Origin of the sequence: Aliivibrio fischeri, from assembly GCF_009727955.1 — a bacterium.
Lineage (GTDB): Bacteria > Pseudomonadota > Gammaproteobacteria > Enterobacterales > Vibrionaceae > Aliivibrio > Aliivibrio fischeri_A.
In genome coordinates this window covers 18,160-32,524 of the sequence record NZ_WOBR01000013.1, presented here as the reverse complement: position 1 = coordinate 32,524, position 14,365 = coordinate 18,160, and the positions used below count along the sequence as shown (strand labels likewise).

Below are 14,365 nucleotides of genomic sequence, written 5' to 3'. Positions count from 1 at the left end.
ATTTACTTATCGATTAAAGTGTAAAACGCTCAACTAACTCTGATAGTTCGTTAGCTTTTTGGTTTAACACAATACCACCAGAGCGGTTTTGACTCGCTAAATCTGCTGATTCTGAACTCTGATCAGATACTGATACAATGCGCTCAGAGATCTCTTGACCAACCAAACTCTGCTCTTGGGTCGCTGTCGCTATTAATGAGTTCATTTCCATGATTGTATTAACAGACACTAAAATTTGGCTTAACGACTCAGATGCCGCAACCGCTTTAGTTACGGTCAATGTACTGAAGTTTTTACTTGCCGCCATCACTTGTACCGCAGAATCAGAACCTGACTTAAGCGCTTCAATTCGTTGATGAATTTGTGCTGTACTCTCTTGAGTACGACTCGCTAATTTACGAACTTCATCAGCAACAACGGCAAAACCACGCCCTTGCTCCCCAGCTCTTGCCGCTTCAATGGCCGCATTAAGAGCTAACAAGTTAGTTTGTTCAGCGATATCTTGAATAACGGATAACGTACTTGCGATATTTTGTACATCACCTTCAAGTTTTGAAATAACATCACTTGCTTCATCCAATTCTGCAGCTAACGTCTTCACTGATTCTGATGCTTCATTTACGGTTTGCATTGCAACTTGTGCATTATTATCAGCATCTTGAGCTGAATTAGCTGCTTGCTCAGCATTAGCAGATATCTCATGAGAAGACGTCGTTAACTCAGTCATTGCTGTAGCAATTTGCTCAGTTTCAGAACGCTGATTTGTCACAACAGCATTAACTTGTGCTGAACGTTCTGACATTCGAGTAGTTTCAGCGACAACATCTTGACTAACTAGCGATACATTACTGATAATTTGATGTAGAGAACTAACAAATAAGTTAAAATTATGACTCAATTGGTTAAACTCAGGAACAGTAAATTCGGGCATTCTCGCTGTTAAATCAGCATCACCCGAAGCAAATGAACGAATAGATTCATCAAACTTTTGAATCGGAGACATAATGCTTCTATTGATGTAAAAACCAATCATAGCAACAACAGCAACAATAATTAATGTAAATAAAACAATTGCTTTCATACTCTGCGCAAGTTGTGCATCACTTAATGCTTTCATATCAGCAATAACGGCATCAACATCATCAGTGTAAAAACCAGTACCTACAATCAAATCCCATGTAGAAAAATAAACGCTATAAGCTAACTTAGGTAAAGCAACCGTTTCATTTAATTTAGGGTAGTAATATGTTGAATATCCAGACTTATTTTTAGCGGCAGTAATAATATCTTGAATTAAATAGTTGCCTCTTTTATCTTTCGCATTCCACATATTATTACCAATATCATTGGTATTACCTTGTAAAATTCGTACACCATTGGATTTGAAACCAAATAAATAACCTGTATCAGCAAATTGAATCGGTTTTAGTGTTTCAAGCACTTCATCTATTGATTTCCCTTGTTTTTCAAGGTGTTCCAACTCAGATGAAACGATATCTAAATACGATTTCAGTTCTACGCGCTTCATCTCCATCATTTGCGTACGCGTCATATCCATTTGCGCTTGATTAAGCGCATTGGTTTCTTTGTATGTCATTAACATGATTAACAAAGAGGTTAAAACGATTGGCAATATTGCAAGCAAATACAATCTTGATTTTATTGATAAGTTCATAAATTTTCTCTTTGGAAGCTCCATCTACTTCTTTGTTATAAGTTGCAGCGGATAACATAATTATTATTCCATTTTATTATCAATTTTCGTGCCAATAATTCACTAAAGAAATGTCATCACATCATGCCATTTACATTTACCTTACTTTTCTACAAGAAAAGAGTAATTACCTTAAACATAGCTTTCTAACTTCACAAAATAATATTTGTTGATAACAAACGTCACTTATCGCATTTTTATTGCTAAATTACGCAAATAACTTCAACTTTGTTTCTATTATCCCCAATTTACTTAAACTTATCCTTTGTGAGCATTTATTTTTTAATGAAAACGAAGTATGGTATGTATATCAATACATTATTGAATGGTTCATTTCATGTTAGACAGAAAAAGTCCCCTAATCACCGCTTTTATACTACTTTTTGGTCTATCTTTATGTATTGCCTTCTACCAAGAGCTTGGGTTTGAGTCATTAGCCGATCTCGGGTTTGAAGGCAGCACCCTCATTCTCTTAATTTATATATACCAAACCGCTTATTCTGTTTTTAAACCTCATCGATTTTTACTTATTGGTTCTTGGTTATTGCTATTCAATAAAGCCTACGATCTCTTAACTGAAGTTCCCCAAATTGAAGAATATGCCGATAGATTTGAAGTTATCGACACAATACTTGACGACGGATCTCTATTTGTCGCTTTTGTATTTATCGCTATTGGTGTTACACACATGATGTCCGGCCTTATCAAAGCAAATAAAAAAGATGATTTAACTCAGTTATATAACCGTAAGAAATTATCCGAAATTCCATTCGACGAGTTCGATTTAATCTATTTTGATTTAAATGGCCTAAAGCTTGTTAATGACCTAAAAGGCCACCCGATTGGCGATCTTATGCTAATTAGATTTGCTCATGCTTTAAGATATGCCTGCCATCCAAAGGAAATGGCTTTACGTGTCGGAGGAGATGAATTCATAGCTATTACCCATAAAGGAAGAGCAAATGAGTTTGTAGAACACGTCAATAAGCAACTTGAAAATGAGCAGGTGAGCTTTGCATATGGAATTAAAACCACTAACCTAAATGACGTTGAAGCGGCTTTAATATCAGCAGACAAAGCGATGTATAAAATGAAAAAAGAACAAAAAGAGCAAAAGATAACTATCTAGAATAAAAATGATTCACAGGTCCATGTCCCTTACCTATATTTAACTTATCAGCATAAATGATCGCTTGAGTAATATATTCTTTCCCTAAGCTTACTGCATCTTGCAATTTATACCCTTGAGCTAGATAAGATGCTATTGCTGATGATAAAGTACAACCCGTTCCATGAGTATTCCGAGTTTCAATACGTGCCGTTGATAAACGCTCAACGGTATCAGAAAGAATAAGTAAATCGGTACTATTTATATCATCTTCTAGATGCCCGCCTTTCAATAAAATCGACTTAGCACCTAATTGACGAAGTTGATTGATCATTGCTGTCATTTCGACTTCATTTTTTGGCACTTTAGCATTAATTAATGCTGCCGCTTCTGGGAGGTTCGGAGTGATTACATCAGCAAGTGGAAGTAATTCAGACTTAAGGCTATCAATTGCAGATGCTTGAAGAAGTAAATCTCCACTAGTTGCTACCATAACAGGGTCAACCACTAAAAATTGAGGAGCATATTGTTTAATTTTTTTAGCTACAGAGTGAATAATATCTGAGTCACTCAACATTCCAATTTTAACGGCAATCACATTTAAATCAGAAAAAACAGCATCAAGTTGTTGTTCAACAAAATCACAGCTAATTGGATAAATTCCTGTGACCCCTTGAGTATTTTGAGCGGTTAATGCCGTAATTACAGAGCAAGCATAACCTCCTGTAGCTGAAATAGCTTTAATATCGGCTTGAATACCAGCCCCACCACCACTATCAGAGCCAGCAATGGTTAATACAATAGGAGTTGCTGCTATTTTATTTAAAGTAGATGATTTAGAAGAGGTTATTGCTGTTAATGTAGACATGTTTATTTCCCTAACTAACGTCTAGGAAAAACAGTCAAATGAGATTACTCCTACGTATAAGCGTAAGCTCTCATCAAAAGAAACGGATCTAAAAAGATCGTGTCAAAGGACCATTAGTTCCCTACGTCAGTACTAACTGAATCAGGTTCAACGGGTTCGCTATTGCGATCTCAGCCTATTGGCTCCCCGACTAATGAGCTCATACTATCATTAATTGATTTGTAAATAGTATGATTTTTATGAAGATGTTAACTAGTTTGAATTTTGTGTTCCTAACTTTGATGCTAGTTGAGCCACAATCGTTTTACGCATATCTGATAATTTAGGTGCTTCATCATTCATCCAAGGCAATGGACGCATTAAGTTCATGGTTTTCAAACCAAAACGAGCCGTAATTAAACCAATACCTAAACCTTGAGCTGCACGAGTTGATAATTTTCCAGCTAAACCAGTAGAAATCATATCAACACCAACATCCGTTGCTATTTCCGTTGCTCCAGCAAAAGCCATGTTTTGTAGAACCATTTTAAATAGGCGCAACCGGCCCCAATAGCCTAATTCAACCCCATAAACTTCTGATACTTGTTCTATTAATCGGATATTACGCCATGCAACTAATAACATATCGACGACAGCTAATGGGCTTAATGCAACCATTAGAGCAGATTCACCAGCATGCTTACTTATTAAAGCTTTTGCTCGTTTATCTTGAACAGAGATGACCATACTATCGTACATTTCAAATACTTCAGCATTGCTGTGATGTGCTTCAATACTGTTCTGCCAACGAGTATATTCAATAGGGTTAAGTTTTAAGTTTTTTCTAGCCAGACCTTCACAAAAAACCTTTGCTTGCCCTATACCATTACCATCTATCAGTTCTGTAACTTGCTCTTGAAGCTCAGCACGATCTTTTAACTTACGAAGTGTCAATAATTCTCGACCAATGGCCGTTACACCCATTAATGCTGCAAAACTGATTAATCCAGCCCATCCTAATGAAAGAAAATCGGCCGATTGAATAGCAGTAATAACATGGTCAACACTCTGCCAAAGCGTTAACCCTAAAAAACCAATAACCAGAGTCTTAATGCTCCAATGTGTTCTCTTTTTTATTAATGACATTTCTATATCTGAGGTATCTACCTCCTCTTCATCCTCTGTCTTCTGAGGAATGAATGTCACATTATCATTAAACAATTTTTGAGTGTTCAGCGATTCAACTACATCTTGTTGTTTTAGTTCCTGCGATTGAAAAACACGCTGTTTTTTTAACTCACTCATATCAATTTATCTCCCAATAAGAACTGTATCGCTTTATCCATTCGAATATGCTGTAACGGTCTATCATTCTCATTTTTTAATGGCTGAAAACTCATAAAATTAAATGGTTCTGTTTCCCAGTACGCTTTACTTGGTATACGTTTTGGTACTTCTCCAGGAAACATCATCATTGACTGTTGAGCTGTATTTATTCCAGAAATTGCCGCAAAGATCTCACCATCTTCATCAATCATTCCCGCGCTTGTTGCTTGAATGGAAGCAATGCTCATGCACTCCATCTTAATTCCTTCATAAGCGGTTTCTTGCCATGTTTGATAAATCATTTGTTGCAACAACGACACCATATTTGGATGTTGTTCTGGAGTAACATGATCCGCTTTTGTTGCGGCAAATAATACCTTGTCTATCTTTGGTGAAAACAAACGCTTAAGTAATGAACTTTTTCCATATTGAAAGCTATGCATTAATTGATCTATTGCTTGGCGCATATCATTAAATGAATTTTCTCCTGCATTTAATGGTTGTAAACAATCAACTAAAACAATCTGACGATCAAAATGACGGAAATGATCGTTATAAAACTTCTTAACCACATTTTGTTGGTAATGTTTATAACGTTGCTTGAGCACAGCAATATTTGACCCTTTCTTTGCTTTTGCTAATTCTTCTTCTGTGTATTTATGTAAAAACATAAACGGAAAAAATTGCAAAACTGGAGCACCCGCAAGCTCCCCAGGTAATACAAAGCGACCAGGTTGTACCCAGTGAAGTCCTTTTTCATCTTTACAAGTATGCAGATAATGCGTAAACGCTTCAGCAATACGTGCCAATTGTTTTTCATCAACAGGAGCAAGTGGATCTAGCAGCTTTGCTTCTTGCAACCAAGCCTCAGAAAGCACTTTACGGTGCCCTGTTAAATTAGCTTGCTGTTGCTTTGACCATGCCAAATAATCCATATCCAACAACGGCAGATCTAATAACCACTCACCGGGGTAATCAACAATATCCACAAACAGAGTTGCGCTGTCCTGAAAATGCTTAAGCACCCCAGATTTAGGTTTAAATTTGATGGCTAAACGTAGCTCACTGACATCTCTTGTTGGTTCTGGCCAAGTTGGTGGATCAGATAACAGTGAATCCATTCCTTCATCATAAGTAAAACTTGGAATTGATAGGTTAGTTTGCGGAACTCGTTTGGCTCCAACCATTCGCCCTTCACGACTCGCAGACAATAAAGGAAGTTTGTCACTTGTAGAAGCATTCAAACATTGATTAACTAAAGAGGTGATAAATGCAGTCTTACCTGCACGAGAAAGTCCTGTGACAGCCAATTTCACATGACGATCCATACTACGACTAACCCATCTGTTCATTTCTTTAGTTAATTTGCTCATTTATTGTTCTCACTTTATTCATTCATACAAAGTGGAGTGTACAGAACCTAATCTGAACACTCCATGAACAAGGTATTACTTTGTTATAAATAAGATTATAAGTTATGAAACTCTTTACGTACTTTATATTCAGAAGAAGTTACATAACCTTCCATACGGCGAATTTTTTCTTCCATTCTCGCCATATCACGATCAACACGCTTAATCACCTCTGATGCAGACTGCCCTGCCTGCCATGGTTTATTTTTTACGGTATGCTCACGACTTTCTTCTGCACGATAATACATCTCAATAGGCGCTTTATCTAAAAACAACATACCAGCAAAATACGCAAGCATAACTAGAAATCCAGCACTGAATAGCGCAGCTGATACCACCAATATACGAACAATCCAAGGCTCGACACCAAAGTATTGAGCAATACCGGCGCACACTCCTCCAATTTTTCCGTTTCGAGTATCTCTATATAGCTCTCTTGACATTAGCGTTCCCTCCAACTTGGGGACTCCGAATCTAGAATTTTCTCTAACGTTTCAATGCGTTTTTGCATTTTATCTGCACGTTCTGTCATTGATTTCAGTAACTGGCCGTCTTCGTATGACAAACCTTGTCCTGCTTTACCCTTATTTCGGTAATGCAAAAACAACCATAAAGGTGCAACAAAAATAAAAAATACAGCCAATGGGAAAGCAAAAAAGCTACTCATTGTTTTCTCCTAAATAATTATTAACTCTCTACCCATTCAGACAATTCTTGTTTAAGTAGATGACTATGCGTCTTTCTTCATTTGTTCTTTGAGACGCTCAATTTCTTTATCAATTTCATCTTGCGCTTGCAGTTCAGCAAACTCTTGTTCTAATGAATTTGCTTTTCCAATAGAGTAACTGTCAGCTTTAGCATCTAACTCATCAATTCGGCGTTCATATTGCTCAAATTTAGCCATAGCACGTTCAGTCTTACCTGAATGTGTATGTGATTTAATGTCATTTCTATGTTGTGCAGTTTGTTGACGAATCACTAATGCTTGCTGTCTTGCTCTTGTTTCTGTCAGTTTAGTTTCTAACTCAATTAATTCTGCGCTCAGCTTCTCAATACTCTCTTCTACCAAAATAAATTCGGTTTTTAAGCTAGAAAGAATATCCTGAACTTTTTGTTTTTCAATTAAAGCTGAACGCGCAAGATCTTCTCTTTGTTTAAGCAATGCTAAACTGGCTTTATCTTGCCAATCTGCAATTTGTGCTTCAATAGAGCTGATTTTTCGAGTTAACTCTTTTTTATCTGCCAACGCTTTTGCCGATGCTGTACGTACCTCAACTAACGTATCTTCCATTTCTTGAATGATCAAACGGATCATCTTTTCCGGATTTTCAGCCTTATCCAATAAAGAAGTTACATTAGAATTAACGATATCTGCAAAACGTGAAAAAATACCCATAATTGAATCCTCACTAAATAAACGATTTTGCTTTTAATATAGCTATTACACAATGTATGCCACTTTTTCACTCTATATAAATCAATAAGTTATTTAATATTGACCACGCACAATAAATAAGCCATGATTAAAAACACTATTTTTTAGTCAAAATAGCCACATAAATGGAGGCGTAATGAGAAAAGACAGCTTAGTTGGGGAGTCTGATGCATTCTTATCTGCGCTAGACCATGCTTCGCAATTAGCGACAATTGATAGACCGATACTGATCCTTGGTGAAAGAGGAACAGGTAAAGAGTTAATTGCCCAACGTTTACATTTTTTATCTAAGCGCTGGAATGAGCCATTAGTTAGTTTAAATTGCGCAGCTCTAAACTCTGGAACGCTCGATTCTGAACTTTTCGGCCACGATGCAGGATCTTTTACGGGTGCAAAGCAACGTCATCAAGGTCGATTTGAACGTGCCGATGGCGGCTCTTTATTTCTCGATGAACTCACTACCGCTCCTCTTACTGTACAAGAAAAACTACTCAGAGTGATTGAGTATGGAGAATATGAACGCGTTGGTGGCTCACAAACATTAAAAGCAAATGTTCGTCTAATTTGTGCTACCAATCAAAATCCTCAGGAGATGGTTAGTGAGAAAAAGTTTCGAGCTGATTTATTAGATAGGCTCTCGTTTGATGTCATTCACCTGCCACCACTACGATACCGTGAAAACGATGTTTTATTACTTGCAGAACACTTTGCAATCAAAATGTGCCAGGAAATGAACCTGACCTACTTCGCGGGTTTCTCTCACCAAGCTAAGCATCAAATTTTAGATTATGACTGGCCTGGTAATGTTCGCGAACTTCGTAATTGTATTGAACGAGCGGTATTTAAACATAATCACCAAGAAGCTCAGATAGAATCAATTCAAATAAACCCATTTATTGCACCTTGGGAAAATGCGCCAACAAAAGATTCTTCAACTATAATCAACAAGACGATAAAGCAAGATAACAATCCATCTTTACCTTTGAATCTAAAGCAATTTCAATTAGAACAAGAAAAAGAATTACTGCAACAAGCATTAACTGAAACACAGTACCACCAACGAAAAGCTGCTGAAGAATTAGGCATTACTTATCATCAATTTCGTGGATTATTAAAAAAACATCAACTCTTGACCACAATCAAGGGATATTCTTAGATATTTGAGTGCAGAACCAGTCACTTGGGTATAAAATGGCAGGTTCATTAATTTAAATCGATAAAACTACGGTCATTATGAAGATTATTGCGCGCCTACTCATAGCTGCTACTGGATTATTTAATCTAACAGCTTGTTATGATGCGGGGATCAAACAAACGATTCATGACACAGGGTTCATTTATTGTGAATCTGGAAATGTGGATTTTTTTAACCCACAGATTTCTGACGGCAACAGCATTCTTGAGGCCATAAGCGCTCAAATTTATGACCGTTTGCTTATCATCGATCCTGTAACGCAAAAACCTTCAGCTAACCTCGCTACTTCTTGGCAGGTTGATGATACGGGTACCGTTTACACATTTGATTTAAAGCAGAATGTTCAGTTTCATACAACCGAATGGTTTACTCCAACTCGAGCTTTAACAGCTAATGATGTGGTATTCAGTTTTAATCGAATCTTAGATAAAAGTAACGCATTTCATAACGTTAACTCAGGAGACTATCCTTGGTTTAACAGTATAAACTTTTCTCAAATGGTTACGTCTGTTGAAGCAATCACACCTCATCAGGTGCGATTCATTTTATCAACACCAGATAACACCTTTTTATCGGTTCTCGCTGCAAGCTATGCCGTTATTCATTCAGAAGAATACGCACAACAATTAGCTGCAATAGACGAAAAAGCATTAATTGATGTTGAACCAGTAGGTACAGGTCCATTTAAGTTAGTTCAATTCCAAAAAAGTGAATTAGTGCGTTTAAAACGTCATGATGAATATTGGCAAGGTCCTGCTAACATGTCTCAAGTTGTTTTTGATATTTCGAGCAGAGGAACAGGCTCTTTAGCAAAACTGCTGCGCCAAGAGTGCGATGTTGTTGCTAATCCAATATCAAGCCAACTACCAATCATTATTGATAATGACGCATTGACTTTGTACTCTCAGACCGCAATGAACGTAGCGTATATCGCAATTAATATGCAAGAGCCTATCTTACAAGATCAACGAGTTCGAAAAGCGCTCAGCTTTGCTATCGACCGTTCTAGTCTAATTAATTCGGTTTATTACAATTCAGGGATTGAAGCAAAATCCATTTTACCTCCGGCATCATGGGCTTATGGTAACGACAATTCACACATTCGCTATGATCTCAATTACGCTAAAGGCTTGTTACGAGAGGCTGGTGTTAAAGATGGACAAGAACTAACTATGTGGGTCCCTCTGGATAATAACTCATACAATCCAAGTCCGAAAAAATCTGCAGAGATTATTCAAAGTGACTTTGCAAAATTAGGCATAGATTTAAAACTGATCACCTCTGATATTTTAAATCCAAATGAACTAAAAGATGCTGATGTCGATTTGGTGCTTACTGGCTGGAATGCAAACAGCTCAGATCCTGATTCATTACTTAGACCGTTGCTTTCGTGTGATGCAAAACAAGCTGGCTTTGGTGTCGCAAACTGGTGTAACGAAGAATTTGATTTGTTATTAGATTTAGCTAAAGAAACAAATCAACCAAGATATCGCATTAATATTTACCGTCAAATTCAAAACTTATTAAGTGAAGAGTTACCTGTTATTCCTCTGGCTCACGGAGTGAAATACCAAGCAAATCAATCGTCTTTAACAGGCTTCACATTAAGCCCTTTTAATACTTACTCTTTCCATAATGTTGTTAGAGTTAAGGAGTTGAACTAATGTGGATTTATACCATTAGACGCTTTAATTTATTTATTATTACCCTACTCATTTTAACTCTGATTGGTTTTAATATTTTACGTCTAGATGAGGCATCAGCTTGGGCACAAACACCTTTTCTATCTGGTTGGTTAACTTATCTTGGCCAACTATTAAATGGTAATTTAGGTGTAAATCAATATGGCGTAAATATGCTTGATGAAATACTTCGAGTGTTTCCTGCCACTATCGAACTTTGTTTCTTTGCTTTCTTTATTGCTCTGATAATAGGTACACCGATTGGTACTATTGCCGGAATGCGTAGAGGAAAACCTTTAGACACACTAATATCATCCATCGCATTAGTTGGTTATTCAATGCCTTTATTCTGGATTGCATTATTAGTATTAATGTTTTTCAGTTTACAGCTAGGCGTTACTCCTGTTTCAGGTCGTTACAGCTTATTGTATGAATTCGATGCTAAAACAGGATTTGCCTTCATTGATGTGCTTGCTTCAAAGTCGCCTTATCGAGCAGAAATGCTTGAGAACATTATTCAGCATTTAATTTTACCAACATTGGTGCTTTCTATTGCACCAATGACCGAAGTTGTACGCTTGATGCGATCGTCTGTTGCTACGGTTATTACACAAAACTACATCAAAGTTGCTCATACTAAAGGCTTATCTAAATTTGAAATAATGGTCAAACACATTATCCGTAATGCCTTACCTCCAATTATTCCCAAATTAGGTGTTCAGTTATCTGGCTTGTTTACCGCGGCGATCTTAACTGAATCCATTTTTAATTGGCCGGGTGTTGGGCGTTGGCTACTTGATGCCATCATTAATCAAGACTTTGTCGCTATTCAGGCTGGCGTTATTACCGTTGCGTCATTCATTTTATTAGCCAATATTTTATCTGATTTACTGGGTGCAGCAGTTAACCCGTTAGTAAGGAAAGAGTTCTATGCTCTCAAATAGTGTATATCAAGAAGAACATATCCCTACTCAAATGGAGCGTTTCTGGTTGAGTTATCGAGCGAATTCACTCGCTATGTTTGGTTTTTGGTGCTTATTACTGATTGTAATTATCACACTCACTTCCCCATGGTTAAGTCCATATGACCCACAATGGCAATCAGATTATTTACTGATGCCTCCATCATGGAGCTCTGAAGGGGATGTTATCTTTTTCTTAGGTACAGATGATCTAGGTAGAGACATCTTGTCACGATTACTCATGGGTTCACAATTAACCTTTGGTTATGCGGTTATCGTTGCCTTACTATCGGGTTTTGTTGGCTGTGTAATTGGTATTTTTGCAGGTATGACAAAAGGATTGTTATCCAGTACGTTAAACCACCTACTCGATACCATTTTATCTATCCCATCTCTATTGCTTGCGATCATTTTCGTGGCATTTTTAGGATTTGGTGAGTTTAATATTTTATTAGCTATTTGGCTCGCGCTTATCCCACGCTTTGTTCGAGCTGTTTATACGGCTGTTCATAGTGAAGTTGAAAAAGATTATATTCTCGCAGCTCGATTAGATGGTGCAAACAACTTCTATCTTTTATGGAATTCCATATTACCTAATATTCTGGTTGTAATGGTTGCTGAAATGACACTGGCGATCTCTGTTGCAATTTTAGATATCACCGCATTAGGTTTCCTTGGTTTAGGGGCGCAAGCACCGAGTCCTGAATGGGGGGCCATGTTAGGTGATTCTATTGAATTAATTTATACCGCTCCATGGACAGTAACATTACCCGGTATTGTGATTACCTTTACCGTTATTATCATTAACCTAGTTGGTGATGGTATTCAACGAGCGTTAAATGCGGGGACAGAATAATGCCGTTATTAGATATTCGTCATTTAACCATTGAGCTAGAAACACCACAAGGCATGGTGAAAGCGGTAGACCGCATGAGTTTAACCTTAAATGAAGGTGAAATTCGTGGTTTAGTAGGGGAATCTGGTTCAGGGAAATCTCTTGTAGCTAAAGCTATTTTAGGTATTACTAAAGATAACTGGAAAATCAGTGCAGACCGCATGCGCTTAGGTAATATTGATTTATTAGCGCTATCTCCTAAAGAGCGACGTCGTGTTATCGGGCGTGAAATGGCAATGATTTTCCAAGAGCCATCAACCTGTCTTGATCCATCAGAACAAGTGGGTAATCAATTAAAAGAAGCTATCCCTTCTAAATATTTTACAGGTAGTTGGTGGCAACGGTGGAATTGGCGTACGAAAGGCGCAATAGCCCTACTCCACAAAGTTGGTATCAAAGATCATAAACGTATTATGAAGTGCTACCCATACGAACTGACAGATGGTGAGTGCCAAAAAGTAATGATCGCAATGGCAATTGCCAACAAACCACGGATCTTAATTGCTGATGAACCGACCGATGAATTGGATGCTGTGACACAGTCACAAATATTCCGCTTACTAAGTCGAATGAATCAGGTTAACAACACGACAATTTTATTAATCAGCCACGACTTAATCACCCTCACTCAATGGGTAGATAGAATCACGGTTATGTATTGTGGTCAATCAGTAGAGTCGGCTTGTCGTAAAGATATCCTTGAAGCGCCAAAGCACCCATATACCAATGCTCTGCTTCGTGCTATGCCTGATTTTAGTAAAGATGGGATCCCACACAAAGCTAAGTTGGAATCACTACCTGGTACAATTCCGCCTCTACAACATTTACCCATTGGTTGTCGTCTTGGACCCCGTTGTCCATATGCACAACGTAAATGTGTTCAAGTACCAGAAAGACAAAAAGTGAAAGATCACAAATTTAGCTGCCATTTCCCATTAAATTTTGAGGAGAAGAAGAATGACTGCGCTTCTTGAGGTTACTGATCTTAAAAAAGACTATGTATTTCGTACTGGATTATTCCGTAAGCAAGTACGCGAAGCAGTTAAACCTGTTAGCTTTTCTTTAGAAGCGGGACAGACTCTTGGTTTTATTGGAGCGAATGGTTCTGGTAAATCCACACTTGCTCGTATGTTAGCTGGGGTTGTTGAACCAACATCAGGGATAATCAAAGTTAATGGCGAAGTATTAGATTACAAAGACTTTCAAACTCGCTGTAAGCTAATTCGAATGATTTTTCAGGATCCAAATTCCTCATTAAATCCTAGAATTCAAATTGGCCGAATTTTAGAAGGTCCGTTAAAACGTAATACCAGCATGCCACCAGAAGCACGTCAACAACGAGTAAAAGACACCTTGCTTCGTGTAGGCTTATTACCTGAGCATGCTTATTTTTACCCACAAATGCTTGCTACAGGTCAAAAACAACGTGTTTGTTTGGCTCGTGCATTAATTCTTCAGCCATCAATTATCGTTGCTGATGAAGCTTTAAACGGCTTAGATATGGCGATGCGTTCTCAAATCATTAATTTATTTTTGGAACTGCAACAAGAAATGGCCATTTCATTTATTTACGTATCACAACACATTGGTGTAGTGAAACACATTACCGACAAAGTAATGGTAATGCATGAAGGAGAAGTTGTTGAAAAAGGTCCAACACAAGAGATCTTTTCTAATCCTCAACATTCAATCACACAACGTCTTTTAGAAAGCCATTTTGATGCTCCGACTCACGATAGAAAACAACGCATCAGTGCTGCGACACCAAAAATTGAATGCTAAAGGATAA

Annotated in this window: 14 protein-coding genes and 1 riboswitch; of the genes, 7 read left to right on the top strand and 7 right to left on the bottom strand. The window is 37.5% G+C overall.

Annotated features, from left to right (window positions below; all coding sequences use genetic code 11):
- Positions 1-13: 13 nt before the first annotated feature.
- Entirely contained in the window at positions 14-1,675 is a 1,662-nt protein-coding gene (locus tag GNP81_RS17120; protein WP_196587384.1) for a methyl-accepting chemotaxis protein, read from the bottom strand.
- A 376-nt stretch (positions 1,676-2,051) separates the two neighbouring features.
- Here GNP81_RS17120 and GNP81_RS17115 point away from each other — a divergent pair, with 376 nt between their 5' ends.
- Entirely contained in the window at positions 2,052-2,843 is a 792-nt protein-coding gene (locus GNP81_RS17115; protein ID WP_155674027.1) for a GGDEF domain-containing protein, read from the top strand.
- Here the strand turns inward: GNP81_RS17115 and thiD are convergent.
- From thiD to pspA, 6 genes are all read right to left on the bottom strand, one after another.
- On the bottom strand, positions 2,836-3,690 hold the full coding sequence (gene thiD / locus GNP81_RS17110; protein WP_155674028.1) for a bifunctional hydroxymethylpyrimidine kinase/phosphomethylpyrimidine kinase: 855 nt from the start codon (positions 3,688-3,690) through the stop codon (positions 2,836-2,838). The two genes, GNP81_RS17115 and thiD, sit on opposite strands and share 8 nt — an antisense overlap.
- Before the next feature lie 101 nt (positions 3,691-3,791).
- A riboswitch (TPP riboswitch) is annotated at positions 3,792-3,889 on the bottom strand.
- Between the two features lie 53 nt (positions 3,890-3,942).
- A complete protein-coding gene (locus GNP81_RS17105; RefSeq protein WP_155674029.1) occupies positions 3,943-4,974 on the bottom strand; it encodes a YcjF family protein in 1,032 nt (343 codons plus the stop codon).
- The gene (locus tag GNP81_RS17100) at positions 4,971-6,368 is read right to left on the bottom strand and encodes a YcjX family GTP-binding protein (protein WP_155674030.1); all 1,398 of its coding nucleotides are present in this window, start codon (positions 6,366-6,368) and stop codon (positions 4,971-4,973) included. The genes GNP81_RS17105 and GNP81_RS17100 overlap by 4 nt, the downstream gene beginning before the upstream one ends.
- Before the next feature lie 95 nt (positions 6,369-6,463).
- Positions 6,464-6,850 carry an envelope stress response membrane protein PspC gene (pspC, locus tag GNP81_RS17095; RefSeq protein ID WP_155670015.1) on the bottom strand — a complete coding sequence of 129 codons (387 nt, stop codon included), beginning with the start codon at positions 6,848-6,850 and terminating at the stop codon, positions 6,464-6,466.
- Positions 6,850-7,074: an envelope stress response membrane protein PspB gene (gene pspB, locus GNP81_RS17090; protein WP_005422281.1), complete on the bottom strand. Its 225-nt coding sequence runs from the start codon at positions 7,072-7,074 to the stop codon at positions 6,850-6,852. Before pspB ends, pspC begins: the two co-directional genes overlap by 1 nt.
- 63 nt (positions 7,075-7,137) lie before the next feature.
- Positions 7,138-7,803 (bottom strand): phage shock protein PspA, encoded by a 666-nt coding sequence (pspA, locus tag GNP81_RS17085; protein WP_155674031.1) that lies wholly within the window; start codon positions 7,801-7,803, stop codon positions 7,138-7,140.
- Between the two features lie 175 nt (positions 7,804-7,978).
- On the opposite strand from pspA, the gene pspF reads away from it, so the two are divergent.
- The 6 genes from pspF to GNP81_RS17055 all read left to right on the top strand — a co-directional run bounded on the left by pspF (position 7,979) and on the right by GNP81_RS17055 (position 14,358).
- Entirely contained in the window at positions 7,979-8,998 is a 1,020-nt protein-coding gene (gene pspF, locus GNP81_RS17080) for a phage shock protein operon transcriptional activator (RefSeq protein WP_155670019.1), read from the top strand.
- Positions 8,999-9,075: 77 nt separating this feature from the next.
- Complete coding sequence (gene sapA, locus GNP81_RS17075) at positions 9,076-10,701, top strand: ABC transporter substrate-binding protein SapA (RefSeq protein ID WP_155674032.1); 1,626 nt, start codon at positions 9,076-9,078, stop codon at positions 10,699-10,701.
- Complete coding sequence (locus GNP81_RS17070; protein ID WP_155670023.1) at positions 10,701-11,663, top strand: ABC transporter permease; 963 nt, start codon at positions 10,701-10,703, stop codon at positions 11,661-11,663. The genes sapA and GNP81_RS17070 overlap by 1 nt, the downstream gene beginning before the upstream one ends.
- The gene (gene sapC, locus GNP81_RS17065; RefSeq protein WP_155674033.1) at positions 11,650-12,537 is read left to right on the top strand and encodes a putrescine export ABC transporter permease SapC; all 888 of its coding nucleotides are present in this window, start codon (positions 11,650-11,652) and stop codon (positions 12,535-12,537) included. Before GNP81_RS17070 ends, sapC begins: the two co-directional genes overlap by 14 nt.
- Entirely contained in the window at positions 12,537-13,550 is a 1,014-nt protein-coding gene (locus tag GNP81_RS17060; protein WP_005422271.1) for a peptide ABC transporter ATP-binding protein, read from the top strand. Before sapC ends, GNP81_RS17060 begins: the two co-directional genes overlap by 1 nt.
- Positions 13,534-14,358, top strand: coding sequence for a peptide ABC transporter ATP-binding protein (locus GNP81_RS17055; RefSeq protein WP_005422269.1), 825 nt, complete (start codon positions 13,534-13,536; stop codon positions 14,356-14,358). Before GNP81_RS17060 ends, GNP81_RS17055 begins: the two co-directional genes overlap by 17 nt.
- The last annotated feature ends 7 nt before the right edge of the window (positions 14,359-14,365 follow it).

Excerpts from the sequence above, each read along its gene's own strand:
- sapA (WP_155674032.1), top strand. The coding sequence starts at position 9,076 with ATGAAGATTATTGCGCGCCTACTCATAGCTGCTACTGGATTATTTAAT.
- pspF (WP_155670019.1), top strand. The coding sequence starts at position 7,979 with ATGAGAAAAGACAGCTTAGTTGGGGAGTCTGATGCATTCTTATCTGCG.
- GNP81_RS17100 (WP_155674030.1), bottom strand. The coding sequence starts at position 6,368 with ATGAGCAAATTAACTAAAGAAATGAACAGATGGGTTAGTCGTAGTATG.
- GNP81_RS17070 (WP_155670023.1), top strand. The coding sequence starts at position 10,701 with ATGTGGATTTATACCATTAGACGCTTTAATTTATTTATTATTACCCTA.
- GNP81_RS17055 (WP_005422269.1), top strand. The coding sequence starts at position 13,534 with ATGACTGCGCTTCTTGAGGTTACTGATCTTAAAAAAGACTATGTATTT.
- pspB (WP_005422281.1), bottom strand. The coding sequence starts at position 7,074 with ATGAGTAGCTTTTTTGCTTTCCCATTGGCTGTATTTTTTATTTTTGTT.
- thiD (WP_155674028.1), bottom strand. The coding sequence starts at position 3,690 with ATGTCTACATTAACAGCAATAACCTCTTCTAAATCATCTACTTTAAAT.
- GNP81_RS17115 (WP_155674027.1), top strand. The coding sequence starts at position 2,052 with ATGTTAGACAGAAAAAGTCCCCTAATCACCGCTTTTATACTACTTTTT.
- GNP81_RS17105 (WP_155674029.1), bottom strand. The coding sequence starts at position 4,974 with ATGAGTGAGTTAAAAAAACAGCGTGTTTTTCAATCGCAGGAACTAAAA.
- pspA (WP_155674031.1), bottom strand. The coding sequence starts at position 7,803 with ATGGGTATTTTTTCACGTTTTGCAGATATCGTTAATTCTAATGTAACT.
- pspC (WP_155670015.1), bottom strand. The coding sequence starts at position 6,850 with ATGTCAAGAGAGCTATATAGAGATACTCGAAACGGAAAAATTGGAGGA.
- GNP81_RS17120 (WP_196587384.1), bottom strand. The coding sequence starts at position 1,675 with ATGAACTTATCAATAAAATCAAGATTGTATTTGCTTGCAATATTGCCA.
- sapC (WP_155674033.1), top strand. The coding sequence starts at position 11,650 with ATGCTCTCAAATAGTGTATATCAAGAAGAACATATCCCTACTCAAATG.
- GNP81_RS17060 (WP_005422271.1), top strand. The coding sequence starts at position 12,537 with ATGCCGTTATTAGATATTCGTCATTTAACCATTGAGCTAGAAACACCA.